Source organism: Streptomyces sp. NPDC087215 (assembly GCF_044744885.1).
Taxonomy (GTDB): Bacteria; Actinomycetota; Actinomycetes; order Streptomycetales; family Streptomycetaceae; genus Streptomyces.
The window spans coordinates 192,151-215,371 of the sequence record NZ_JBIUZD010000006.1; the positions used below are offsets into that span (position 1 = coordinate 192,151).

Consider the following 23,221-nt stretch of genomic DNA (forward strand, 5'->3'; position numbering starts at 1 on the left):
GGGGCGGTCCCGTCCCGGATCCCGTCCCCCGAGGAGAGCGCAGATGACCGTGCCCGCATCGCCCCCGTACCGGTACGACGATCTCAGCGCGCTCTACGTCAACTGCACCCTGAAGCGCTCCCCCGAGGTCAGCAACACCGACGGGCTCGTCGAACGCAGCCGGTCCGTCATGGAGGCGCAGGGCGTGACGACCTCCGTCGTGCGGGCGGTGGACCTGGACCTCGCGCCGGGCGTGTGGCCGGACATGACGGAGCACGGCTGGGCGGCGGACGCCTGGCCCGAGCTGTACGAACGGGTGATGGCCGCCGACATCCTGGTGCTGTGCGGGCCGATCTGGCTGGGCGACAACAGTTCCGTGACGAAGCGCGTCATCGAGCGGCTGTACTCCTGCTCGGGGCTCCTCGACGACGCCGGGCAGTACGCGTACTACGGGCGGGTCGGGGGCTGTCTCATCACCGGCAACGAGGACGGGGTGAAGCACTGCGCGATGAACGTCCTGTACAGCCTCCAGCACCTGGGGTACGCGGTGCCGCCGGGCGCGGACGCGGGCTGGATCGGGGAGGCGGGCCCCGGGCCCTCCTACCTGGACCCCGGCTCGGGCGGCCCGGAGAACGACTTCACCAACCGCAACACCACGTTCATGGCCTGGAACCTGATGCATCTGGCCGGGCTGCTCAAACGGACCGGCGGCATCCCGGCGTACGGGAACGTACGGGCGGAGTGGGACGCCGGGTGTCGCCCGGAGTTCGCCAACCCCGAGCACCGCTGACCCTCTTTCAGGGTCTCGCGGCCACCCCGGTTTTGGATTGTCCGAGGATCATCAATACGATCCGGCGATGATCACGAGAAAACGGCTGGCGACCGGGGCCTGCGCGCTGCTCGCCGCCCTGAGCGTCGCGCTCACGCCCACGAGCGCGTCCGCCGACGAGCCGGTGGCGAAGGAATCCCCCAAGGTCGAGCTGGTCCTCGACGTCAGCGGCTCCATGCGGGCCCGCGACATCGACGGCAAGTCCCGCATGGCGGCGGCCAAGCAGGCCTTCAACGAGGTCCTCGACGCGGTGCCCGAGGAGGTCAGACTCGGCATCCGCACCCTGGGCGCGGACTACCCGGGCCAGGACCGCAAGCGTGGTTGCAAGGACACCCGGCAGTTGTACCCGGTGGGACCGCTCGACCGGACCGAGGCCAAGGCGGCCGTCGCCACCCTCGCCCCGACCGGCTGGACCCCGATCGGTCCCGCGCTGCTCGGCGCGGCACGGGACCTGGAGGGCGGTGACGCGACCCGCCGGATCGTGCTCATCACGGACGGCGAGGACACCTGCGCCCCGCTCGACCCCTGCCAGGTGGCCCGGGAGATCGCGGCCAAGGGCATCCACCTCGTCATCGACACCCTGGGCCTGGTGCCGGACGCCAAGACCCGGGCGCAGCTGACCTGCATCGCGGAGGCGACCGGAGGCACGTACACCTCCGTCCACCGCACCGAGGACCTGTCCCGCCGGGTACGGCAGCTCGTCGACCGCGCCGCTGACCCGGTGGTCGTCCCGGTGGCCACCGAGGGCACCGCGCGGTGCGCCGACGCCCCTCCGCTCAAGCCCGGTCTGTACACCGACCGCGAGTCCTTCGGCCAGCACCGCTGGTACCGGGTGGACCTGCTGCCCGGCCAGGAACTGCGCGCCTCCGTCAGCATCTCCGCCGACCGCGCGGTCGACAACGACTACGGGGTGCTGCTGCGCGCCGTGACCCTGCGCGGCCGGGAGATCGTGCGCGGCTCGGAGGCGGGCGACGGGCGCACCGACGTGATCTCGACGGGGCTGCGCTACCCGAAGCCGGACCTGGACGACGGTCCCGGTGACGCGAAGCCCGCCGCCGAGACGGTCTGTCTCCAGGTCAGCAACTCCTTCTCCGCTCCCCCCTCGGTGAAGACCACCCCCGGAATGCCGGTCGAGCTGACCGTGGACGTCGTCGACGGCCCCTCGGCCGCGTCGGACGTGGCCGCGTACGGTCTCGGACGCGGTTGGTGGCTCCTCGGCACGCTGGTCGTCGTCGGCTTCCTGGCCGGTCTGATCTGGGGCTGGCTGTCCCGCTGGCGCGTCGCTGTCTGGAGGACCCACTGATGCGTACCGTCCGCACCCTCGTCACGGCCGCGCTCGCGGGCGCGGCACTGCTCGGCCCCGTCTCCCCGACGGCCCTCGCCGACTCCCCGTCCGCGTCGGCGACCCCGGGCGGGGACGCGGCGGGGCCGACCGAGGCGGGCACCACGTTCCGCACGGCCGCCCGGTTCCTGCCCGGCCAGCAGGCGACCGCCCAGGGTTCCTCGGGCGACTACCTGTACTGGGTGTTCCCGGCGGACACCGGTCAGCGGCCGACGGTGAACGCCACCGTCACGCTGCCCGACGCGGCCCTGCGGCGCGGCCCCGCCACCTGGCGGATCGATGTGTACGACGGTCTGCGGCGGCGTCAGCCGTGCATGTACGGCGTCCAGTCCCGCACCGCCGCGAAGGAGACGGCGACGGTGGGGCTGGCCTGTGTGCTGCGGCCGGTCCGCGCCTCGGCCGACACCTGGGCGAACGATCCGCTGCCGGGCAGCTACTACGTACGGCTGACGGTGAGCGCGCTGCCCGATGAGGACCTGGGCCAGCCGTTCACCGCCCGGATCGGGGTGACCACGCTCGACAAGAGCGGTGCCTACGCGACGGACGGCTCGCTCGCCGCGCCGCTGGTGCCCGGTGCGACCACCGCGGACCTGGCGGAGGCGGAGACCTCGGCCGGCCGGACCACGGCCGTCGAGGCGGCGGCCCCCGAGGACGGCTGGTCCTCCGGCTGGTGGTCCGACCGCTGGCTCTGGACCGGCGCGGGCGCGGTGCTCGCCGCACTCGCGGGCATCGGCGGATACGTGCTGACGCGCGGCGCCGGACGACCCTCCCGCGTGCCCCCGGCCGTCTGACCGGCCCTGCCGGGCCGTACCGGGAAGGGCCCCCGTCGCTCCGGGCGACGGGGGCCTTCGCGCGCCCGGAGCGGGGTCACCGGCGGGCGGGTTCATCGACGGGCGGTTCACCGGCGGGCGGTTCATCGACGGGCGGGGAAGCCGTGGACGCGGGCGCCGGTGACGAGCGCGGCCACCGGTACGAGGAGCAGGAGCACGCTCCAGGGCAGGGTGCCCGCGCCGAGGCCGTCGAGCAGGACGCCTCCGGCGACGCCGCCCGCCGCCATCGCCGCGTTCCAGAGGCTGACCAGCATCGTCTGGGCGGTGTCGGCGTGCTCGCCGCCCGCCTCCGCGACGGCGGTCTGGAGGAGGGCCGGGGCTCCGCCCCAGCCGAGGCCCCAGAGCGCGGCGGCGGTCAGGACGAGGGCGGTACCGGCGGCGGGTGCGGCGAGCCCGGCTGCCCCGGCCGCGAAGAGGAAGGTTCCGGCGAGGGTCAGCGCCCGTGGTCTGCGGTCGATGTGACGGCCGGTGAACCAGATCCCGGCGAGGGAGGCGGCGCCGAAGACCAGCAGGACGAGCCCGGTGGAGCCGCCCAGACCGAGGTGGGCCAGATAGGCGGCGACGTAGGTGTAGAGCACGGTGTGGGCGAGGACCAGGGTGAAGGTCACGGCCAGGACGGGGAGCACACCGGGCACCCGGAGGGTGCGGGCCACCGGGGCGCGTCCGCCCCGGGCTCCGCCGGGCAGGTCGGGGACGGCGAGCGCGATCCAGCCGAGGAGTCCGGCGGCGATCACGGTCATGGCGGTGAACGCGGCGCGCCACCCGACCGCCTCGCCGAGGAAGGTGCCCGCCGGGACGCCGAGCGAGAGCGCCAGCGGGATGCCGGTCATCGCCACGGCGACGGCCCGTCCCTGGAGGTGCGGGGGCGCGATCCGGCGGGCGTATCCGGCGAGCAGCGCCCAGGCGACGCCCGCCGCGACCCCGGCGAGGAACCGGGCGCCCAGGGTCAGGGCGTACGACGAGGAGACGGCGGTGACCGTGTTGGCGGCGGCGAACCCGGCGACCGAGGCGAGGAGCAGCGGCTTGCGGCGCAGTCCCGCGGTGCGGGCGGCCAGCGGCACGGCGGTGAGGGCCGTACCGAGGGCATAGACGGTGACGGTCTGGCCCGCCGCCGCCTCGCCGACGCCGAGCCCCGCGCTCATCGAGGGCAGGAGCCCGGCGGGGAGGGTCTCGGTGAGGCTGGTGACGAAGACGGCGGTGGCGAGGGCGAGCAGCGCGGCGAACGGCAGCCCGCCGGAGGAGACGGGAGGTGCGCTTGAGACAGGGAGTGCGCTGGTGCCGGAAGGGTCCGCCGGGGCGGTGGGTTCGGTGGGTTCGGTGGGTTCGGTGGGTTCGGTGGGGACAGGGGTACGGGATGTGGGGGACGTGTCGGAACGGGCCGACGCCCCTGGGTGGTTGGCCATGGATCTATGCTCAGACCCTCACATTGATGTGAGGGTCAAGCGAGTCCCGGAAGGGGGCGTCCCATGCGGATCGGGGAGCTGTCGGAGCGCACCGGCACACCGCGTCGGCTGCTGCGCTACTACGAGGAGCAGGGGCTGATCGTCACGGACCGGCTGCCGAACGGCTACCGGGTCTACGACCCGTCGAACGTGGACCGGGTCCTCCAGATCCGGGGCCTGCTCGACGCGGGGCTGCCGACCCGGCTGATCAAGCAGATCCTGCCCTGTCTGAACAAGCCCCGGATCATCCACTTCCCGGACGCGACCCCGGAGATGCTGGCCACCCTGGAGGAGGAGCGGGACCGGATGACCGAGCGCATCCGCTGCCTCACCCGGAACCGGGACGCGGTGGCGGAGTATCTGGACGCGGTACGGGAGAAGCTGACGTCACCGGCCTGAGCCCGGCGGGCCGCGAGGTCCGCACGCTCCACCGGCCGCCGTGCCGTTCGAGGGCGAGGGGCAGCCCGAAGCAGGCGCCGACCCGCTCGCCGGTGAGCACCCGGTCGACGGGGCCCGAGGCGAGGACCCGGCCCCCTCGCAGGAGCAGGGCGTGCGTGGTGCCGGAGGGCAGTTCCTCCAGGTGATGGGTCACCAGGACGGTGGCGAGGGTGGGGTGTCCGGCGCCGAGCGCGTCGAGGGCGTCGAGCAGCCGCTCGCGGCCGGGGAGGTCGAGCCCGGTGGCGGGTTCGTCGAGGAGGAGCAGCCGGGGCTCGGGCATCAGGGCGCGGGCGATGAGGGCCCGGCCGCGTTCCCCCTGGGAGAGGGTCGGCCAGCGGGCGGCCCGTCTGGCGTCGAGCCCGAGGGTCCCGATCAGCCGGTCCGCGCGCTCCTCCTGCTCGGGGGCGGGCGTCCAGCGCGGGGGGCGTTCCACCGAGTTGGTGGCCCCCGTGAGGACGACGTCCCGGACCGTGAGGGCGGAGCGCAGCGGGTGCCGGGGCGTGACGTGGCCGATGAGGGTGCGCAGTTCGCGGAGGTCCACCCGGCCGAGCCTGCGGCCGAGGACCTCGACCCGGCCTCGGGTGGGGTGGGTCAGGGCTCCGAGGAGGCCGAGGAGGGTGGTCTTGCCCGCGCCGTTGGCGCCGAGGAGCGCCCAGTGCTCTCCCGGCCGGACCGTGAGCGTGACCTCGTCGAGGAGGACGTCGCCCTCGCGGACGACGGTGGCGGCCTCGACACGGAGCACGGGCCGTGGGGGCTGTACGGATGTCATGGGTGAGGCGGGCGGCACGGCTTCCGGCGGGGCCTCGACGGCGGCTTCGCGTGCGGCTTCGGGCACGACTCCCCGCCCGGCTCGGGACCCGGCCTCGGGGCGGCTCCCCCGTACGGTGCCGGTCATCGGGCGGACCCCGGGTCCACGGCGGAGAAGACCGCCCGCACGAAGGCGGTGCGGACGGAGATGTCCGGACCGGCGTCCCGGGCGGTGCGGTCGCCGCCCCGGCAGCGGGCGTATGCGGCGGCCTCACCCGCGCTGCCGGTGGTGACGGCGGTGAGGGCGTGCTCGGTGAGGTCCAGGACGTCCACGGCGATCCCCGCCCCGGCAAGAGCGTCGGTGAGGGCGTCGGCGAGGGCGTCGGTGAGGGCGGAGAGGGGGCCGTCGCCGTGGCCCTCCGCGCGCGTGGAGCGGAGGTCGGTGCCGGGGCGGACGTCGGCGGGTCGGACCATCGGGGCGGCGGCCTCCCGGACGGCCCGGAAGACCTTGTCGCGGTCCCGCACGAGGCCGTTCTCCCGCCGGACGGGCGCGGTGGCGGTGGAGAGGTGGACGACCGCGCGGAGCGGCCCGTCGGGGGAGGGCAAGGTCCGCTCGATCAGCTCGGGACGGGCGGTGAAGACGACCGGGGTGATGTCTCCGGGGAAGGCGCCGGTGGCACCGGTGGCGGCGGGCCCGGCGAGCCGCCGGACGACGCCGGAGTCGGCGCGGCTGGCGAAGGGGCGGCCGACGGAAGGGTGGCCGACGGGGCGGCCGACGGAGGAGTGGCTGACGGGGTGGCCGACCTCGATCTCCTCGGAGCCGGTGCGGACCCGCAGGCCGAAGAAGTGTCGCTTGCCGCCGGTGCTGCCCATGGGCTCGACGAGGGGCCCGGTCGCCGTCGCGCAGATCCACGAGGACCCGAGCGGGGCGCGCTCGACGCGGGCGGAGAGCCGTCGCCGGTCGAAGACGCGGGCGTGGTCCCGATGGGGGCGGTGGCAGTGGTACGGCATGGTGCCGGAACGCTGGCGATCGCGGATCATGGCCGGTACGGTATCCACCCCTCAGCTCCTCAGACAAGTGCTCCTCAGACAAGTTCCGGGCTAGATTCGCGGGTAGCGTTCCCGCGTTTCCCGCGATCCGGAGAATCAGGTGACCCCCGTGCCGCTCGGCGTCCTGCGTCCCAGCCCCCTCGTCGAACAGGCCGCCGAGCGGCTGCGCGACCAGATCGTCCGGGGCCACTGGCCCGTCGGCACGAAGCTCCCCGGTGAGACGACGCTCGCCGGGGAACTGGGCGTGGGGCGCTCCACGGTCCGCGAGGCGCTGCGCGCGCTCGCGGGCGCCGGACTCGTGCGGCCCCGGCAGGGCGCGGGCGTCTTCGTGATCGCCACCCGACCGGTGGAGGACTGGCCCGCCCGGCTGCGCGCGGCGGAGGTGTCCGATGTGTACGAGGTGCGGACGCTGGTGGAGGTGGAGGCGGCCCGGCTGGCCGCGCTGCGCAGGACCGACGAGGACGTCACGGCGATGCGGGCGGCCCTCGCGGGCCGACGGGCGGCGGGCGGGGGCGACGACGACACTGCCTTCGTCGACGCCGACATCACCCTGCACACGGCGGTCGTGGCGGCGGCCCGGAATCCCGTACTGACCGATCTGTTCGCGGAGTTCACCCCGGTACTGCGGCAGGGGCTGGTCGACCTGCTCGACCTGCTCGCGCTGCGCGGCGCCGACCCGCAGCACGGGGACGCCGCCCACGCGGCCCTCGTGGAGGCCGTGGCGGCGGGGGACGCGGACGAGGCCGCGCGGGTGGCAAGGGCCGAGCTCGCGGAGACCCTCGCCCTGCTCAAGACCCACGGCACGCACCCCCCGGCGGACTGACCCGCCCGGCCGGGCCCCTGTTCGGGTATCGCCGCATGAGCCGGATCATCGGATCGGAAACCCGGATCACGTCAGAGGATCACGCCGGAGGATCAGGTCAGCGGATCAGGTCGGCGAATCACGCCAGAGGATCAGGTCACCCGGGCAGGCCCTCCGCCAGGGCCCCCACCCGCCCGGCCGGTCAGGGCATACGACGGGCGCCCTCCAGGACGGCCTTGCGGATGCGGTCATAGGTACCGCAGCGGCAGATGTTGCGGATGGTGTCGAGATCGGCCTGGGTGATCTCCCGGCCCTTCTCACGGGCCCGTCGCACCTCCGCGACCGCCGTCATGATCTGGCCCGGCTGGCAGTAGCCGCACTGGGCGACGTCGAGGTCGAGCCACGCCTCCTGCATCGGGTGGAGCTCACGGCCCACCGTGTCGGGCAGGCCCTCGATGGTGGTGACCTCGTCCTCCGGGGCGAGGTCCTGGACGGGCACGGCGCAGGGCGTGAACGCCTTGCCGTTGAGATGGCTGGTACAGGCCCGGCAGACGCCGACCCCGCAGCCGTACTTGGGGCCGGTGACGCCGAGGACGTCCCGGAGGACCCACAGGAGCCGGACGTCGCCCTCGACGTCGGCGGTGACGGCCTTGCCGTTCAGGATGAAGGTGTGCTGCGGCACGGGGACTCCAGGTCTCTACAGGGCGCGGGCGCGGCCGTCGACCGGCGAGGCGGGGACGGGCGGGACGGTCGGCAGCGGGGTGAAGGCGAGCGGCTCGGCGTGGTTGACGGGGAAGAGCGTCGGCATCGTGCCGGTGGCCCGGCCGTAGGCGCAGGCGACGGCGGCCATGGCCCCGGCGACCGCCAGCTCGCCCGCGCCGCCCGGCCGGTCGCCGCTCGGGGGCATGACGATGATCTCCAGCTCGGGCGGGGTGTTCCACTGCCGGGTGTAGAAGTACTGGTCCCAGCTGCCTTCGAGGAAGTGCCCGTCGCGCAGGTGCAGCCCCGACGTCAGGGTGAGGGCGATGCCGTCGGAGATGCCGCCCATCATCTGGGCCTCCAGACCGCGCGGGTTGACCGCGAGACCGACGTCGACGGCGCAGACCACCCGGGTCACGCGCGGCCCCGTGTACGCGCCGGGGATCTCGCGCCCGGTGGTCCGAGGACGGCAGTCGATCTCGGCGAGGACCGCGACCGCCGAGTGGTACTCGGTGTGGACGGCGATGCCCTGGGCGGTCCCGGACGGCATGGTCCGGCCCCACTCCCCCACCTCGGCGACCTTGTCGAGGACCGCGCGGGCACGGGCGTCCTTCACCAGCCGCCGGCGCATCGCGTACCCGTCCTGTCCCGTCCTCTTCGCCAGCTCGTCCATGACGAGTTCCTGGGCGCAGCGCACGTTGGGCGAGTAGATGTTGCGCATCGAGCCGGTGTTGAAGCCCTTGTCCGTCTCCGCGAGGAGCTGGGTGGTGACGCCGAGGTGGTAGGGGCTGATCTGGGTGAGCTGGAACATCGCCTCGGAGAACGTCAGGTCGGCGACGGGCAGCCGGGCCGCCTGCGCCGTGAGGACCTCCCCGAAGCCGTGCCCGAAGTCGGTGGCCACGCTGGTGTGCCGCTGCTCGTACGTGAGGACCTCGCCGAGCGTGTACGTGGCCCGCACCCGGGACGTGGACATCGGGTGCGTACGGCCCTGACGGAAGTCGTCGGTGCGGTGCCACATCAGCTTCACCGGCTTGCCGACGGCCCGGGAGATCTCGACCGCCTCGTGGGCCGCGTCGTGGAAGAGCTTGCGGCCGAAGGAGCCGCCGCCCTCCGTGACGTGGACGCGCACGGCGGAGACCGGCAGGCCGAGCGTGAGGGCGATCTCCTCCTGGGCGACGATCGGGGCCTTGAGCGAGCCCCAGATCTCCGCCGAACCCGGCCGGACGTCGGCGATGGCGCAGTTGGTCTCCAGGGCGCCGTTGCTGGCGAAGTGGAAGGTGAAGCGGGCGTCGACCGCCTTGGTGAGGAGCGGCAACGGCGGCACGACGAGGGGGAGTTCGGCGCGGCGCAGCTTCGCGAGGACGGTGGCGTCGGAGGCGCCCTCGGCGGTGCCGGGGCCCCAGTCGACCCGGAGGGCGCGCACGGCGTCCACGCACTGGCCGAAGGTGCGGCCCCGGACCGCGACGCCGGTGGAGACGGTGACGACGTCCGTGACGCCCGGCATGGCCCGGACCTCGGCGAGGTTGGCGACGGAGCGGACGGTGCCGTTGATGGTGGGCGGGCGGCAGACCATGGTGGGCAGGGCGTCCGGGACCTGGAGGTCCATGGCGAACTTCTTGCGGCCGGTGACCGCGTCGAGGGCGTCCACCCGGCGCTGTCCGGTGCCGATGACCCGGAAGCGGGCCGGGTCCTTGAGGGTGACGGCGACGGCGGTGTCGGAGAGGGCGGCGGCCCGCACGGCGAGTTCGCCGTAGCCGAGCGCCCCGCCCGCCGTGGAGACGACCGTGCCCGCCTTGGTGGTGAGGGTCTCCACGGCCTCGCCGAGGAGGAGCCCGGCGGCGCGCAGCAGTCGGCCCCGGGCGACCGCTGCGGCGACCCGGATCGGGGTGTACGTGGAACAGGTCGTGTTGGAGCCGCCGGTGAGCTGGTTGAAGAGCAGTTCGGGACGGGCGTCGGCGAGGGTGACCTTCACCTTGTCGAGCGGCAGGTCGAGTTCCTCGGCGACGATCATGGCGCTGGAGGTGGTGACGCCCTGGCCGACCTCGGCGCGCGGCAGCGCGAAGTGGGCCGTGCCCCCGGTGTCGATCCGGATCGTGATCAGATTGCTCGTGGGCAGGGCCGCGAGGGTCAACAGCTCGTTCAGGTCGATGAGTTCGGCCGGGCCGGGCAGCGAGGGGATGAGCGCGGCGGCCTCGCGGGGCGCGAGGACCTCCGCGCCGAGCTGGGCGGCGACGGTGAGGGTGGGGGCGGCGAGCACGTACCCGAGGAAGCGGCGCCGGTCGATCCCGGGCGCCCGGCCGGGTTCCGCGCCGCACTGGCGCGGGGCTCCGTCGCCCGTACCGTCCGTGGGGTGTTCGTCCCGCACGCGGTGCCGCCTCGCCATTCGGTGTGCCCTTCGCCATGGCCCGGCGCACTGCGCGCCGGGCCGCCTCGAAAGGCTTGATCATCGCGCATCCGGACGGCCCCGACGGACCGTTCGACCCGACGGCCCGTCAACACGCGGACCGGCTTGCACGGTGACGCTCGGGGCGGTACGGGACCGGGCGGAGCGAGCGGCGGCGGGCCGGAGCGTACGTGGTGCTCCCGCCGGGTCGCGCCAGGCGGGGGCGGACCGTACGGGACCGGGCCGGGAGGCACCACGGCGGGAGCAGACGTAGGCAACCCGGTCGCGTCACACCACGGCGCGGAGGTCTGACGTACGGGACCGGGCCGGGACACATCACGGCGCGGGCTCGACGTACAGGACCGGTCGCGTCACGCCACGGCGGGAGCACGGCGTACGGAACGGGGTCGGGACGCGCGCGGGCGCGGGGACCGGCTGCTGGAGATGTACGAGACCGGGCCACGCCATCGTCGGACGTTCGCGGCGACGGCGCCTCACGGGGTACGCCCACGGGCCGACGGGCGGAACCGGGCACGGAGGGGACGGACCCGCGCCGGACTCGCGGCCCCCCGGGCAGCCGGACCCGGGAGGGGCGGGCCCCGGTGAGCCACGCGTCGGGAACCCGGACCCGTGAGGAGCTCGGATCGGTGAGCCGCACGCCCCGGTCACCGATCCGCGAGAGAGGGACCCGGGCCAGGCGCGCCCCGGACGCGCGTACCCGGGAAAGCTGGGCGCGGGAGAGGCGGGCGCGGGAGAGGCGGGGCGCTGACCTCCGCCCGCAATCAGCGCGTTGACGGAGACCATCGGGCCATCGCCTACCGGCCGGGGCGGCAGAGCACCCAGGACCAGGGGTCCGACGGCCACCGCGAGGGCGGCGCCGGTGATGGTGACGTGCCGGAACGGGCGGGTGCACCGGGCTTCGGGGGTCATGGCCCCGGTCCAGCGGCGCGGCCCGTTCCCCGTATCGGCCGACGTACTCGGCGGGGCGCGGCGGCGTACCCAGATGTGATCTTCCCGTCCCCCTGCGGGGCTTCCGCGCGGGCGGGGCACGGGAGATCCTCGGACGGCGGACGCGACGGCGCGTCCCGGGAACAGGGCGGGAGCGGACGACCGTGACGACAGGGAACCGCGCGGCGGGAGACGGCGCCGCCGTCCTCGTGGTGCAGCACGAGGAGGACGCCGGGGCCGGTCTGGTCGGCGAGCGGCTCGCGGCCACCGGGCTGCGGCTCGACGTGGTGCGCGCCTGGCGCGGCGAGGCCCTCCCGGACGATCTGCGCGACCACGCCGGTCTCCTGGTGCTCGGCGGCTCGGTCAACTGCGAGGACGACGGGGCCGCCCCGTGGCTCCCCCGGGTCCGCGCCCTGGTCCGCGAGGCGGTGGCCGGAGAGACTCCGCTGCTCGGGATATGCCTGGGCGGGCAGATCGTCGCGCACGCCCTGGGCGGTTCGGTCACGACCCGGGCCCCAGGGCCCGAAGTGGGCGCCGTACCGCTGCGCGGGCTGCCCGCCGCCGAGGACGATCCGGTGTTCGGCGGTGTGCCGGAGGGCGCTCCGGCCGCACAGTGGCACTGGGACGAGGTGGACCGGCTGCCGCCGGGCGCCGTACCGCTGCTGACCGGTGACGACTGTCGGCACCAGGCGTTCCGGGTGGGGAACGCGGCGTGGGCGGTGCAGTTCCACCCGGAGGTCGGCGGGGACACGGTCGCGGCATGGGCGGCGGCGGACGGCGCACGCCTGCGCGCGGAGGGCGGGGACCCGGAGGGGGCGGTGGCATCGGTCCGCCGGGCGGAGCCCGCACTGCGTACGGTCTGGGGCGCGGTGTCCGAGGCGTGGGGGACGGTGGTCCGGGCCCACGCGGAGGAACGCACCCCCTCGAACGGTCCGGGCGCGCCGGTGGGGTGACGCGGGGACGGTGAGGACCGGGGGGCGACGGCCGGGGGCGTCGACGCCTGGAAGCTCAGAGCTTGGCGTACACGATCAGGTTGTCCACCGGATGCCCCTCGGCGTCGAACTCGCCGTCGCAGGTGACGAGGCGCAGCTCCGGCGTGGCGGTGGGGCCGTAGACGCGCTGGGTGGGGAAGGCGGTCTTCCGCACGGTCTCGGTCGCGGTGACGGTGAAGGTGAGGTTCTTGCCACGGGCGTCGCGGACGGTGATCTCAGCGCCTTTGGTGAGCTTGTTCAGATCGTGGAAGACGGCGCGGCCGAACCTGGTGTCGTTGTGTCCGATGAGGACCGCGGCGCCCTTCTCGCCCGGGGCCGCTCCGCCGGTGTACCAGCCCGCGGTCATCCCCTGCTCGGGCGGCGGCACCTCGACCGTCCGATCGCTGTTGAGCCCCAGGCGCATCAGGGCACTGCTGACCTTGATGGCGGGGATGGAGAGGTGGACGGGCTCGGCGGCGGCTTTGCCGGGGGACGTGGTGGGCGTGGCGGGCGCGGACGGCGGTGCGGGGTCCCTCGCGGTCCCGGTCCCGGTCCCGGTCGCGGCCTCGGTTCCGGCTCGGGCTCCGGCTCCGGCTCCGGTCCCGGTGGAGCAGCCCGTCGCCGCGAGGGCGAGGGCCAGCCCGACGGCGTACCAGGACGGCAGGCGGCGACGGTGCATGGGGAGGCCTTCCGGTGACACGGGTTGAGGGGAGGTACGGCGGCCGACCCGGCCCGCGACGGGAGCGACTCCGCAGCGGACCGGACCGGCGTACAACTGTTGGTGCTGTTGGTGCTGTTGGTGCTGTTGGTGCTGTTGGTGCTGTTGGCGCTGTTGCTGTGGCTCAGCGGGCGTCGTGGTGCGCGGTGCGGCGGCGGATCACGACTGCGCCCGCGGCGGCCAGGGTGACGGCGGCGGCCGTGGCCCCGACGATCACCGTGGTGGGGCCGCCGTCGCCCCGGGCGGCGACGGGGCGCTCGCCCGCGGCGACACCGCCGCGCGGCATCACCCCGGCCGACCGCCCGCGCTCGGAGGGCTGGTGGAGGCAGACGACGGCGCCGTCCTTGCCGACGACACGGCTCTTGGCGTTGCCCTTGCCCTGGTCCGACGGCGGCTTGCACTCGGCCTTGTCGGCCACGACGATCTTCACCGGGGAAGGGGCGCTGTCGGCGGACGCACCGCTGCCGGAGACCAGGACGGCGCCGAGGGCGGCGGTCGTGACGGCGAGGGCCTTCAGGGCACGGCGCGAGGACGCGGCTGTCATGGGGGACTCCATTCGGGAGGCTGGGATTCGGTACGGCGCCCAGGCTGGCCGAGACGTATGAAGAACCTGTCAGGGTTCTGTCGCCTCCGGGTCAGCGCTGCGCCGCAGCCGGACCCGCCGAGCCGCGGTACATCCGGACCCTGAGAGGGATCCGGCCCCACCGCGTCCGTACCGCCGTGCATCCGCCCGTACCGCACGGCGACAGCGCCCCGGCCGAACCCTCCCGGCTCGACAGGTCGCCCGGCCCGCCCGCTCAGCCCTTCCCCACCACCGGCAGCTCCAGGATGAACACCGATCCCTCCCCCGGAGTGCTGCGTGCCGTCGCCGTACCGCCGTGCGCCTCGGCCAGTTTCCGTACGATCGCCAGCCCGAGCCCGCTGCCGCCGGTCCGCCGGTTGCGGGATTTGTCGGCCCGCCAGAACCGGTCGAAGACATACGGCAGATCCTCGGCCGGAATCCCGCTTCCCGTGTCCTCGACCTCGACGGTGAGCCGGGATCCGGCGGCGCGGGCGCGCAGGGTGACCGTGCCGCCGTGCGGGGTGTGGCGCACGGCGTTGGAGACCAGGTTCCCGACCGCCTGCCGCAGCCGGACCGGGTCTGCGGTGAGGTCCGGCAGCCCGTCGGGGAAGGTCACGGCGAGGCGGACCCCGGCCGTCTCGGCGCGCGGTGTCTGCGCGGCGGCGACCTGGGCGAGCAGTTCCCCCACCCCTACCGGCGCGGGGCTCAGCCGCAGTTCGCCCGCATCGGCCTGGGCCAGGTCCTGGAGGTCGTCGATGATGTGCTGGAGCTGGATCGCCTCTTCGAGCAGGGACGAGACGAAGGCGGGGTCGAGGTCGGCGACGCCGTCCTGGGCGCCCTCCAGCCAGCCCCGGATGGTGCTCAGCGGGGTCCGCAGTTCATGGGCGACGTCGCCGACCATCTCGCGGCGCTGGTGCTCCAGCCGGGCGCGGTGCGCGGCCATGTCGTTGAAGGCGGCGGCGAGTCGGCCGATCTCGTTGTCGGAGCGTACGGGGACGGGCGCGGTGGTCTCCCCGTCCTTCATGAGCTGCGCGGCCGAGGTCAGCGCCCGCAGGGGCCGCACCAGCCGGGTGGCCGCCAGCACGGAGGCGCCGACGGTCAGTGCGAGGACCAGCGCGGCGACCCCCGCGATGCGGGCGGTGTCGTCCGGGGAGAGGTCGAAGCCGGGCGCGGTGGGGCTCCCGTCGGGATCGCTGATGTAGAGCTCGGCGGGGGCGGCGACATGGGAGACGAGCTGCTGGCGGCGGGCGTTGTCGACACAGTTCTCGACCGTGCTGTCCACCCGGTGGGGCACCATCTTCGCCTTCACCACATCGATCCGGACCTTGGCCGATTCCGGGGCCCGCCCCGGAATCACCTGATCGAGGGGGACGAACATCGACTCGGCGGGGCCCTTCCGGTCCCCGAAGACGATCCGGGGCTCCCCCTGTGCGCCGTGGATCAGCCACAGGGGGATCGCGGTGCGCTCGCTGCGCCGCAGGCAGGTGTTGGAGAGCTTGTTGAGCGCCGCGACCGCCTTCTTCTCGGTGGCGGTGGGCTGCGCCAGCTCGGTCAGGCCGCAGAAGTGCTGGTACTGCTCGGTTTCCAGACCTGCCGTCCGTATGTAGGAGCGACCGCTGGGGGTGGTCATGCGCTCGGCGTTCAGGGAGTACCTCGCGCGCAGGCAGGAAACCACCCCGTCGGCGAGTTCGCGCAGGACGGCCCGCTCCGTGCCGGGCAGTTGGAAGGGGCCCACGGCACGCGGGTCGATGCTGCCCTTGCTGCCGCTCGCCCCGGCCAGAGCGCCGGGCGCGTCGCTCTCGGTGGCATCGCCGAAGGCGGGGTCGACTCTCAGGGGGTCGATGGACGCGGAGGGCGTCTCGGGGAGCGCGGGCGGGTTCTTCCCGGTCGAGGAGTCGGCGACGACGAGCCCGCTGCGCGGGTTGACGAGCACGATCCGCCGGTCGTTGGCGGCGGCCAGTTCCCTGACCTTGCGTTCGACCCCGTCCCACTGGGGGTTGGTGGCGGCATGGCCCAGGAGTTCGCGGTAGATCCGGGCGTCCTTGGCCAGATCGCGGCCCTGCTCGCGTTCGATGGCGCCGGTGGTGGTCTGCGCGGCGAGCCAGGCGGTGGCGGCGACGGAGCACACGGCTACGAGGGCGGAGACCGCGAGGAGCCGGACCAGCAGGCTCTTGCGCAGGGGCAGGCGCCGGGCGCGGCGCGCGTCCCGGGCCCCGGTCGTCCCTCCCGTACCGCTGTCTTCTCCCATCCCACCGGCCCCTTTCGTACTGCCCTGGCTACGGCGTCGCACGGCCACCACGTCCCGGGCCCGCGTCGGGGTCGACCAGCTTGTAGCCGACGCCGAAGACGGTCAGCAGCTTCTCGGGCCGCTTCGGCTCGGTCTCGACCTTCTTCCGCAGGTTCATGATGTGGACGTCGACGGTCCGGTCACCGATGTAGCGCGTGTAGCCGTGGAGTTCCTGGACGAGTCGCTGGCGGGTGAAGACCCGGCCCGGCTCGGCGGCCATCGCGGCGAGGATCCGGAACTCTCCGGGTGTGCAGTCGACGCCGCCGCCTCCGACCGTGACCTCGTGTTTCTCCGGGTCGACCACCAGTTCCCCGACGGTCAGCAGATGCTCCTCGGCCGGCGGGGCGGTCCCGCCGCGCGGCGCGGTGCGGCGCAGCAGGGTGCGGACCCGGGCCATCAGCTCGCGCGGGCTGTACGGCTTGGTCATGTAGTCGTCGGCGCCGAGGTCGAGCCCGAGGAGCAGATCGTCCTCGGTGGAGCGGGCGGTGAGCATCAGTACGGGGAGTTCGTACGCTTCGGCGCGCAGGATCCGCAGGACGTCCAGGCCGTCCGTCCTGGGCATCATCACATCCAGGACGATCAGGTCGGGAGGCCGGTGACGGACAGCCTCGACAGCGGTGCGGCCGTCCGCCACCAGAGTGACGGAGTGCCCTTCACGCAGGAGGTAGCGGCGAACCAGCTCGGCCTGTTTGTCGTCATCCTCGGCGACCATCACATGTGCACACACGACACTGATCGTAGACAGACACGGGTGACGAACGGGCGTACGGTACGGAGCCGGTGGCTCGTACCGCACCCGCCCGCGGTGGTCGCGGAGGGGAACCGTGGCCGGTGAGCGCGCTGTACGCGGCGACCCACCCGGACTCCCGGACCGGCGATCTCGCCCCGCTGCCGGCCGGGGTGGGCAAGAGCCCTTCTGACCGTGCCCGACGCGTACGTCACCGAGACGGCCGACGAGGACCGGGTATCCGGATCAGCTGGATGCCTCCGAGGCGACCGGCGTGCGGGCGGGGCATACGGCGAGATGGGCGGCGTGTGCGGACCCGAGCGGGTTCATGCGCTGCCGGGCCGCACGCCGGGAGTACGAGGCGACGGCCTGGAACGGCACTCGCTCGCTACTCCTGAGCACGACTCCCGGGAGAGTGCTCGCAACACCGGCGGCGAGTACTGCCCGTGACGCGGTCGGGCGGGCGCCGGAACGGCGGAATCCTCACGGGACGGAAGCGGGACGGGTCGCCGCACCTGCGAAGGACCGGCACCGTCGTCGCGGTCTGGTGCGCGCTGCTCGTGGTGAATCCGGTGCTGCTTCTGGCCGGTCTGGCCGCCGTCGGGGAACGCGGCGTCCGGGGCGTGGGGATCCGGGTGTTCCTGGGGTGCGGGAACGTGTTCTTCGTACGGGCCGGGATACGACCTGGGATCGTCCTCTGTCCGGATGGCACCGTGCGGGACGTGACACCACTGCCGGTCGCCCCCGTACGGATCTCGAAGAAGGAGGACGCCGTCTCTTCGAGAAACGGCCTCGCCTTGACCATGAGCCGTGGTGAGGTCTTCTTCTGGGCCTTCTCGCCGAGCGCGATCGGAGGAAGATCCACGCGGAACGCTGTCACGCAGGTACGGCAGTGGACCGTCTCGGCACCACCCTCAGCGGGACTGGTCTGAGCACCAGGGAAGGCAGGAGGGGCGTCTACGCGACCTGGAGCGACGCGGTGATCACTGCCGCTCCCCCGGTCCTGGGTCTGATCGTGGCCCTGTGACTGAGTCTTTCCTGTCGGCAGCCATGGGGCAGGTACCTGGGAGCCGGGGCCCCGACTCGCACGGCGCTACCCGCACCCGCCGCCCGCCGCCCGCCGCCCGCCTGGAGAAGGAACCTCCGTGACGACAAGCACCCGTCCCGAGTAGCACCCCGCCCGGATCGAGGCCGACTTCGGGATATCCGTCGGCACCGTCTCCCGCCTTTTGGACGCTGTCGCCGTGGCGGGCCGAGGACGAGGGCATACGGTTCGAGAAGGCCTTGTGCGGACGGTCGGAACCGCCACCGGTGTGACCGTTCCATACTCCTCCGTCCGAAACGGAATGGATCGCCTCTACCTGGGTGGCGGTTCGATCGAAAGCGCGTGCCGGAAGACGTCGAGGGGGTCCCAGCGGGCCTTGATCCGCTGCAGACGGGGGTAGTTGGCCTTGTAGTACAGGGTGTGCCAGGGGGTGCCGGAGGTGTTCCAGGCAGGGTCGGCGAGATCGGCGTCGGCGTAGTTGATGTAGGAGCCGTCACTGACGTCGTTGGGGACGGGGACGCCTCCGGTGTCGCGGTACACGTCCCGGTAGAGGTCGCGCACCCAGGCCAGCCTGGCCGTGTCGTCCGCCTCGTCGGCCCAGACGGTGTAGTAGATGGCCTTCATCACCGAGTCCCGCTGGGCGACGGCGGTGGCGTGGGGGGCGACGGCGTTGACCTGGCCTCCGTATCCGATGAGGAGCATCCCGCTGTCGGTGCCGACCGCGTCGTTCGTCAAGTGACGGTAGATGGCGGCGAGTTGGGTATCGGTGAACCCGCGGCGCAGGTAGCCTGCCTTGTCCTTGTAGCGGCGGGTGCCGACATCGCCCGCTTCGCCGGTGCCGGGCCAGGTCATGACATGCAGCCACGGCAGGACGCCCCGGAGCGTCACGGACGGGGTGACGCCGGTACCCGCCGTCATGGCGGAGACGAAGCCGGTGAGGAGGGCATCGGCGTCCGGGAGGCCCGCGTCGATCTGCACGGTCATCTGAAGGCCGCCGGTGGCGCGGTGCCTGGCGACGAGAACCGCGTAGAGGCTCGCGGCGCGCGAACCGGGCGCACTGTTGCGCTCGTGCCAGGTCCCGAAATTGCGCAGCAGGGTCGTGAACGCACGCTCGTCCGTCCCGTCCCAGCTCCAGACGACCAGCCCCTCCAGCAGCCCGCTCGGGGCGGACGGCAGAAGGCGCGCGGGGTCGGCCGATGGCCGGGTGCCGCCGCCCTCCGGCCGCGGGGAGCGCAGCCAGTAGCGGGTGACGACACCGAAGTTGCCTCCCCCACCGCCGGTGTGGGCCCACCACAGGTCGTGGTGCGGATCGCCGGGATCACGGGTGGCGACGACCGCGCGGACGGTACCGTCCCGGTCGACGACGACCACCTCGACGGCATGTAGATAGTCCACGACCGAGCCGTATCGCCGGGACAGCGGACCGTATCCGCCACCGGCCAGATGCCCGCCCGCACCCACCTCGGGACAGCCACCGGCCGGGATCGTCACACCCCACCCCTGGAACAGGGTCCGGTACACGTGCCCGAGGGTCGCCCCCGGCCGTACGACGAAGGCACCCATACCGGGATCGAAGCCGACGGCCCCCATCGGCGAGAGATCCAGCAGCACCCGCACGTCCGGACCGGCGGTGAAGTCCTCGAAGCAGTGACCGCCGCTGCGCACCGCGATACGGCGCCCGGAACGGACGGCGTCGGCCACCGCCCGCACCACCTGCCCGGTGGAGCCGACCGGACGGATCTCCTCCGGCCTGCCGACGAACCGGAAGTTGTCGCCGCGCCGCAGACTCTCGTAGCGGGAATCGCCGGGACGGACCACCACCTGCCCGAACGGTGTCCCTCCGCCCTCGTCCTCACCGCCGGCCCGCCCTGTGCCCGTACCGCTCAGCGCCTCGGCGGCTCCGGCAGCAGCGCCACCGGCCGTCCCGCCGACGGTGAGCACAGCAGCTCGGGCCAGCAGGTGGCGCCGCCCGAACCTCTCGTCCGTCGAGCGTTCCATCGCGTGGTCCTCCTCCGCCGGGGCGTCCTCCGGCGCCCGCACGCTACCCGCGCACCCGGACCGAACCGGCCTGCCGCACCCGGCCACCGACACGGCTCACCGGATCGGCCCCGAGCGTCGACGGCCGCGACCAGATGGACGGCGCCCTTCCGGATGGTCAGCTCCCGGGTCGGTGCGAGCCCGCGGGCGGTGATCATGTCGCCGGGGCAGATCGCCGAGCCGATCATGCTGTCACCGCCGTGAACACGAACAAGTCCCCGACCGGGAGAGCGGGAGGGGAAGGACGTCTCCCGTGTCCTCCCGGGCCAGGAACGGCGGGCCGAAGGCTACGCGGCCCCTGGAGCGGTACATGGACCGCTTCCGGCGCCGCATCGGGTGCGGGCCGGTGCCCGGCCCCGCGGAGAGATGCCCGGGTCTTCGGCGGGACGGGTGAGGTCGGCATGTCCGGTGACGGTGAGCAGGTGGCGCGGGTGGCGGAGTTTCCAGGGGCCGTAACCCAGCTATAGATGTCATCTATAGCTGGCATCGATACTGGGTCTTGGACGCTATAGGTGCTGGTCATGCATGGTGGATCTCGTCAGCCCCACGGGGCCGGCAACCACGAAGGGAGTGACCATGCAAGACCTCACCGAGGGCGTCGCGCAGTTCCAGCGGGACGTCTACCCGGCCAAGGCGGGCCTCTTCGCCCACCTGGCGACCACCCACCGCCCCTCCACGCTGTTCATCAGCTGTTCCGACGCCCGTGTGGTGCCGGAGCTGATCACCCAGAGCGAGCCGGGCGAACTGTTCGTGATCCGCACCGCCGGGAACCTCGTCCCCGCCCACACCCCCGGTCCGGACGGGGTCGCGGCCAGCATCGAGTACGCCGTGTCCGTCCTGGGCGTGAGCGACATCGTGGTGTGCGGCCACTCGGCCTGCGGCGCCATGACCGCCCTCGCCGAACAGCACGACCTGTCCGGCGCGCCGGCAATCGCCGACTGGCTGCGGCACGCGGACGCCTCTCTCGCCCGCACCGCCGCCGAGCCCGGCGCGCAGAAGGTGGATGCCCTGGTGCGGGAGAACGTGCTCGCCCAGTTGGCCAACCTGGCCACCCACCCCTCGGTCGCCCGCGCCCTGGCCGCGAATTCGGTCACCCTGCGCGGCTGGGTCTACGACATCCCCTCCGGCACCGTCGCGGAACTCCGCACCGGCGGCCCGCAGCCCGCCCTCGCGGCCTGACCGGACCACTCCTGATCCCCCCTCCGCGTACGGGATCACCCCCTGATCCCTGCAACGCCGTTCCCCTTCCCCCTGGCGAGCGGCATCACCGAAAGGAAGCCCATCTCATGGTGCACGCCCAGTTCGACAACACCGCCCGTCAGGCCCTGGCCGCCAAGGCCGTCGACGCCAAGATCCGCAAGGACCTGTCCTGGCAGCAGATCGCCGACGCCGCGGACCTCTCCGCCGCCTTCGTCACCGCCGCCGTACTCGGCCAGCACCCGCTGCCCAGGACATCGGCCGAGGCCGTGGCCGAGCTCCTGGGCCTGGACGCCGACGACACGATGACGCTGCAGACCATCCCGACCCGCGGTTCCATCCCCGGGTCCGTCCCCACCGACCCGACCATCTACCGCTTCTACGAGATGCTCCAGGTCTACGGCACGACCCTGAAGGCCCTGGTCCACGAACAGCTCGGCGACGGCATCATCTCCGCGATCAACTTCAAGCTGGACGTGAAGAAGGTCGCCGACCCCGAGGGCGGCGAGCGCGCCGTCATCACCATGGACGGCAAGTACCTGCCGACCAAGCCCTTCTGAACCCGCCAGCCCCGGGGCGGGCCCGCAGCAACGACACCGGCCCGCCCCACCCTGCCGGGCGGGCCGCCTGTCCGCCCCACCTCCTGTGAAGGAACACTCATGGACTTCGCACAGCGCACGATCGACATCGCCCGCCGCAACGTCGAAGAAGGCGGCCGCCCCTTCGCGACCGTCATCGTCAAGGACGGCGAGATCCTCGCCGAGTCCCCGAACCTGGTCGCCCAGACCTCCGACCCGACCGCACACGCCGAGATCCTCGCGATCCGCGACGCCTGCACCAAGCTGGGCACCGAGCACCTGACCGGCGCCACCATCTACGTCCTCGCCCACCCCTGCCCCATGTGCCTGGGCTCGCTGTACTACTGCTCCCCGGACGAGGTCGTCTTCCTCACCACCCGCGACGCCTACGAACCGCACTACGTCGACGACCGCAAATACTTCGAGCTCGACTCCTTCTACGGCGAGTTCGCCAAGGACAGCACCGAGCGCCGCCTGCCCATGCGCCACGACGAGCGCGACACCGCGGTGGACGTCTACAAGCTCTGGCAGAAGCGCAACGGCGGCGAACGCCGCGTTGCCGGTGCCCCCACCGCCTGACCCGCAGCAACCGGACGGTTCGGATGCGCGGCCGGTCTCACGGAAGACGGTGCGGGTGGCGTTCTTGCGCGAGTCGGCGCGCGGGCGCAGCAGCGGCGTGGAGGAGATGGCGCCCTCGCGCACGGAGACGGCCACCCGGTGACGGAACCGGGACTCGATCAGGTCGAAGTCGATGACGTCGTGGCCCGGCTCCCCGGACAGTGCGTCGACATGTACGTACTCGGTCTGCTTCGCAGGCCGGTAGAAGGCCAGAGCCTTCCAGTTCCAGCTCCTGACCCCGATCCTGGGCATCAGGTCGAAGCCCAGGACGCGTGCGCACGCGAAGACCGGGAACGGCTGGCCTCGTGTGTCCGCGTGCACCGTGGTCGGCTTCCTCCCGGAAGGGTTCTTCAGCAGGCCCTCGATGATGTACGACGACCTCCCGCACCCCGCACGGGATGAAGCGCGTGAACAACACGATGCGGGTGCCGGAGATGTGGTGGTAGGCGATGCCGCCCGGCTCGCCGTAGCGTCCGGACGTCTCGGAGGGCAGGTTGTTGAGGTACGACCCCTGCTGGGTCCAGCGGGGGTGGGCCCGGAGGGGGCCGATCAAGACCGAGTCCCGTATCGACACCCCCAAACCCTTCGCCAACCCCCCGACGGGCACCGTCATGGTCGCGGGCGTCGCCTGGGCCCAGCACCGAGGCGTCGAGCGCGTCGAGGTACGCGTCGACGACGGCCCCTGGAACCCGGCCGACCTCGCCGCCCAGGACACCCCCGACACCTGGCGCCAGTGGTCGTACCGCTGGAACGCCACCCCCGGCACCCACAGCCTCGCCGTCCGCGCCACCGACGGCACCGGACAGACCTGAAACGACGACGCCGGAGCAGCGGGGAGGGCTGCATGAGGGCCTTCAACGGTCTCTTCCTCGGAGATGCGCATGTCTTCCGCTCCGGTTGAGCGAGGTCTGCCCGTCTCGAACAGTGCAACCGGCCAGGGGCAGGGCTCGTCATGAGCCGGATGCCGCGGGGCGAGAGCGCCGTCAGGGCGC

General features: G+C 73.2%; 20 protein-coding genes and 2 pseudogenes. 11 read left to right on the plus strand and 11 right to left on the minus strand.

Annotated features, from left to right (window positions below; all coding sequences use genetic code 11):
* The first annotated feature begins 43 nt into the window (after positions 1 to 43).
* The 3 genes from ACIO92_RS18390 (at position 44) to ACIO92_RS18400 (ending at position 2,941) form a co-directional block, all read left to right on the plus strand.
* Positions 44 to 769, plus strand: a complete 726-nt coding sequence (locus ACIO92_RS18390) for a flavodoxin family protein (protein ID WP_401237195.1) — start codon at positions 44 to 46, stop codon at positions 767 to 769.
* Positions 770 to 836: 67 nt separating this feature from the next.
* Positions 837 to 2,111 carry a VWA domain-containing protein gene (locus tag ACIO92_RS18395; protein WP_366441821.1) on the plus strand — a complete coding sequence of 425 codons (1,275 nt, stop codon included), beginning with the start codon at positions 837 to 839 and terminating at the stop codon, positions 2,109 to 2,111.
* Positions 2,111 to 2,941 carry a hypothetical protein gene (locus tag ACIO92_RS18400; protein ID WP_366441822.1) on the plus strand — a complete coding sequence of 277 codons (831 nt, stop codon included), beginning with the start codon at positions 2,111 to 2,113 and terminating at the stop codon, positions 2,939 to 2,941. Before ACIO92_RS18395 ends, ACIO92_RS18400 begins: the two co-directional genes overlap by 1 nt.
* Before the next feature lie 122 nt (positions 2,942 to 3,063).
* Here ACIO92_RS18400 and ACIO92_RS18405 read toward each other — a convergent pair whose 3' ends face one another.
* Positions 3,064 to 4,383 carry an MFS transporter gene (locus ACIO92_RS18405; protein WP_402282070.1) on the minus strand — a complete coding sequence of 440 codons (1,320 nt, stop codon included), beginning with the start codon at positions 4,381 to 4,383 and terminating at the stop codon, positions 3,064 to 3,066.
* A gap of 63 nt (positions 4,384 to 4,446) precedes the next feature.
* Here ACIO92_RS18405 and ACIO92_RS18410 point away from each other — a divergent pair, with 63 nt between their 5' ends.
* Positions 4,447 to 4,821 carry a MerR family transcriptional regulator gene (locus ACIO92_RS18410; RefSeq protein ID WP_351785077.1) on the plus strand — a complete coding sequence of 125 codons (375 nt, stop codon included), beginning with the start codon at positions 4,447 to 4,449 and terminating at the stop codon, positions 4,819 to 4,821.
* Here the strand turns inward: ACIO92_RS18410 and ACIO92_RS18415 are convergent.
* The gene (locus ACIO92_RS18415; protein ID WP_402057532.1) at positions 4,751 to 5,629 is read right to left on the minus strand and encodes an ABC transporter ATP-binding protein; all 879 of its coding nucleotides are present in this window, start codon (positions 5,627 to 5,629) and stop codon (positions 4,751 to 4,753) included. The genes ACIO92_RS18410 and ACIO92_RS18415 overlap by 71 nt on opposite strands.
* Positions 5,630 to 5,751: 122 nt before the next feature.
* The gene (locus tag ACIO92_RS18420) at positions 5,752 to 6,648 is read right to left on the minus strand and encodes an alpha-isopropylmalate synthase regulatory domain-containing protein (RefSeq protein ID WP_402282068.1); all 897 of its coding nucleotides are present in this window, start codon (positions 6,646 to 6,648) and stop codon (positions 5,752 to 5,754) included.
* A gap of 118 nt (positions 6,649 to 6,766) precedes the next feature.
* Here ACIO92_RS18420 and ACIO92_RS18425 point away from each other — a divergent pair, with 118 nt between their 5' ends.
* Entirely contained in the window at positions 6,767 to 7,480 is a 714-nt protein-coding gene (locus ACIO92_RS18425) for a FadR/GntR family transcriptional regulator (protein ID WP_402282193.1), read from the plus strand.
* 181 nt (positions 7,481 to 7,661) lie between these two features.
* On the opposite strand, the gene ACIO92_RS18430 is transcribed toward ACIO92_RS18425, so the two are convergent.
* On the minus strand, positions 7,662 to 8,141 hold the full coding sequence (locus ACIO92_RS18430) for a (2Fe-2S)-binding protein (RefSeq protein WP_402282066.1): 480 nt from the start codon (positions 8,139 to 8,141) through the stop codon (positions 7,662 to 7,664).
* 15 nt (positions 8,142 to 8,156) lie between these two features.
* On the minus strand, positions 8,157 to 10,541 hold the full coding sequence (locus ACIO92_RS18435) for a molybdopterin cofactor-binding domain-containing protein (protein WP_402282065.1): 2,385 nt from the start codon (positions 10,539 to 10,541) through the stop codon (positions 8,157 to 8,159).
* 1,112 nt (positions 10,542 to 11,653) lie between these two features.
* Between ACIO92_RS18435 and ACIO92_RS18440 the strand changes: the two genes are divergently transcribed.
* Complete coding sequence (locus ACIO92_RS18440; RefSeq protein ID WP_366441827.1) at positions 11,654 to 12,442, plus strand: type 1 glutamine amidotransferase; 789 nt, start codon at positions 11,654 to 11,656, stop codon at positions 12,440 to 12,442.
* A 55-nt stretch (positions 12,443 to 12,497) separates the two neighbouring features.
* Here ACIO92_RS18440 and ACIO92_RS18445 read toward each other — a convergent pair whose 3' ends face one another.
* The 4 genes from ACIO92_RS18445 to ACIO92_RS18460 all read right to left on the minus strand — a co-directional run bounded on the left by ACIO92_RS18445 (position 12,498) and on the right by ACIO92_RS18460 (position 16,739).
* On the minus strand, positions 12,498 to 13,139 hold the full coding sequence (locus tag ACIO92_RS18445; protein WP_402282063.1) for a class F sortase: 642 nt from the start codon (positions 13,137 to 13,139) through the stop codon (positions 12,498 to 12,500).
* 163 nt (positions 13,140 to 13,302) lie between these two features.
* Complete coding sequence (locus ACIO92_RS18450; protein WP_366441829.1) at positions 13,303 to 13,722, minus strand: hypothetical protein; 420 nt, start codon at positions 13,720 to 13,722, stop codon at positions 13,303 to 13,305.
* 253 nt (positions 13,723 to 13,975) lie between these two features.
* Complete coding sequence (locus ACIO92_RS18455; protein WP_366441830.1) at positions 13,976 to 15,988, minus strand: HAMP domain-containing sensor histidine kinase; 2,013 nt, start codon at positions 15,986 to 15,988, stop codon at positions 13,976 to 13,978.
* Between the two features lie 28 nt (positions 15,989 to 16,016).
* Positions 16,017 to 16,739, minus strand: coding sequence for a response regulator transcription factor (locus tag ACIO92_RS18460; protein WP_402282191.1), 723 nt, complete (start codon positions 16,737 to 16,739; stop codon positions 16,017 to 16,019).
* 907 nt (positions 16,740 to 17,646) lie between these two features.
* On the opposite strand from ACIO92_RS18460, the gene ACIO92_RS18465 reads away from it, so the two are divergent.
* Positions 17,647 to 17,781: a hypothetical protein gene (locus ACIO92_RS18465; RefSeq protein ID WP_401237188.1), complete on the plus strand. Its 135-nt coding sequence runs from the start codon at positions 17,647 to 17,649 to the stop codon at positions 17,779 to 17,781.
* Positions 17,782 to 18,111: 330 nt separating this feature from the next.
* Here the strand turns inward: ACIO92_RS18465 and ACIO92_RS18470 are convergent, their stop codons facing one another.
* A complete protein-coding gene (locus ACIO92_RS18470; RefSeq protein ID WP_402282060.1) occupies positions 18,112 to 19,797 on the minus strand; it encodes an FAD-binding oxidoreductase in 1,686 nt (561 codons plus the stop codon).
* A gap of 615 nt (positions 19,798 to 20,412) precedes the next feature.
* On the opposite strand from ACIO92_RS18470, the gene ACIO92_RS18475 reads away from it, so the two are divergent.
* From ACIO92_RS18475 to ACIO92_RS18485, 3 genes are all read left to right on the plus strand, one after another.
* Entirely contained in the window at positions 20,413 to 21,015 is a 603-nt protein-coding gene (locus ACIO92_RS18475) for a carbonic anhydrase (protein ID WP_402282058.1), read from the plus strand.
* Positions 21,016 to 21,122: 107 nt separating this feature from the next.
* Positions 21,123 to 21,593 carry a cyanase gene (gene cynS / locus ACIO92_RS18480; protein WP_366441834.1) on the plus strand — a complete coding sequence of 157 codons (471 nt, stop codon included), beginning with the start codon at positions 21,123 to 21,125 and terminating at the stop codon, positions 21,591 to 21,593.
* A gap of 99 nt (positions 21,594 to 21,692) precedes the next feature.
* Positions 21,693 to 22,190: a nucleoside deaminase gene (locus ACIO92_RS18485; protein WP_401237185.1), complete on the plus strand. Its 498-nt coding sequence runs from the start codon at positions 21,693 to 21,695 to the stop codon at positions 22,188 to 22,190.
* Between the two features lie 36 nt (positions 22,191 to 22,226).
* Here ACIO92_RS18485 and ACIO92_RS18490 read toward each other — a convergent pair.
* Positions 22,227 to 22,598: pseudogene (locus ACIO92_RS18490) on the minus strand (Tn3 family transposase); the annotation flags it as partial.
* A 134-nt stretch (positions 22,599 to 22,732) separates the two neighbouring features.
* Here ACIO92_RS18490 and ACIO92_RS18495 point away from each other — a divergent pair.
* Positions 22,733 to 23,035 (plus strand): annotated as a pseudogene (locus ACIO92_RS18495) (Ig-like domain-containing protein); the annotation flags it as partial.
* Positions 23,036 to 23,221: the final 186 nt, after the last annotated feature.

Coding starts and splice junctions, on each gene's coding strand:
- ACIO92_RS18445 (WP_402282063.1), bottom strand. CDS start 13,139: ATGCACCGTCGCCGCCTGCCGTCCTGGTACGCCGTCGGGCTGGCCCTC.
- ACIO92_RS18455 (WP_366441830.1), bottom strand. CDS start 15,988: ATGGGAGAAGACAGCGGTACGGGAGGGACGACCGGGGCCCGGGACGCG.
- ACIO92_RS18420 (WP_402282068.1), bottom strand. CDS start 6,648: ATGATCCGCGATCGCCAGCGTTCCGGCACCATGCCGTACCACTGCCAC.
- ACIO92_RS18395 (WP_366441821.1), top strand. CDS start 837: ATGATCACGAGAAAACGGCTGGCGACCGGGGCCTGCGCGCTGCTCGCC.
- ACIO92_RS18470 (WP_402282060.1), bottom strand. CDS start 19,797: ATGGAACGCTCGACGGACGAGAGGTTCGGGCGGCGCCACCTGCTGGCC.
- ACIO92_RS18405 (WP_402282070.1), bottom strand. CDS start 4,383: ATGGCCAACCACCCAGGGGCGTCGGCCCGTTCCGACACGTCCCCCACA.
- ACIO92_RS18400 (WP_366441822.1), top strand. CDS start 2,111: ATGCGTACCGTCCGCACCCTCGTCACGGCCGCGCTCGCGGGCGCGGCA.
- cynS (WP_366441834.1), top strand. CDS start 21,123: ATGGTGCACGCCCAGTTCGACAACACCGCCCGTCAGGCCCTGGCCGCC.
- ACIO92_RS18390 (WP_401237195.1), top strand. CDS start 44: ATGACCGTGCCCGCATCGCCCCCGTACCGGTACGACGATCTCAGCGCG.
- ACIO92_RS18410 (WP_351785077.1), top strand. CDS start 4,447: ATGCGGATCGGGGAGCTGTCGGAGCGCACCGGCACACCGCGTCGGCTG.
- ACIO92_RS18415 (WP_402057532.1), bottom strand. CDS start 5,629: ATGACATCCGTACAGCCCCCACGGCCCGTGCTCCGTGTCGAGGCCGCC.
- ACIO92_RS18450 (WP_366441829.1), bottom strand. CDS start 13,722: ATGACAGCCGCGTCCTCGCGCCGTGCCCTGAAGGCCCTCGCCGTCACG.
- ACIO92_RS18435 (WP_402282065.1), bottom strand. CDS start 10,541: ATGGCGAGGCGGCACCGCGTGCGGGACGAACACCCCACGGACGGTACG.
- ACIO92_RS18485 (WP_401237185.1), top strand. CDS start 21,693: ATGGACTTCGCACAGCGCACGATCGACATCGCCCGCCGCAACGTCGAA.
- ACIO92_RS18460 (WP_402282191.1), bottom strand. CDS start 16,739: ATGGTCGCCGAGGATGACGACAAACAGGCCGAGCTGGTTCGCCGCTAC.
- ACIO92_RS18475 (WP_402282058.1), top strand. CDS start 20,413: ATGCAAGACCTCACCGAGGGCGTCGCGCAGTTCCAGCGGGACGTCTAC.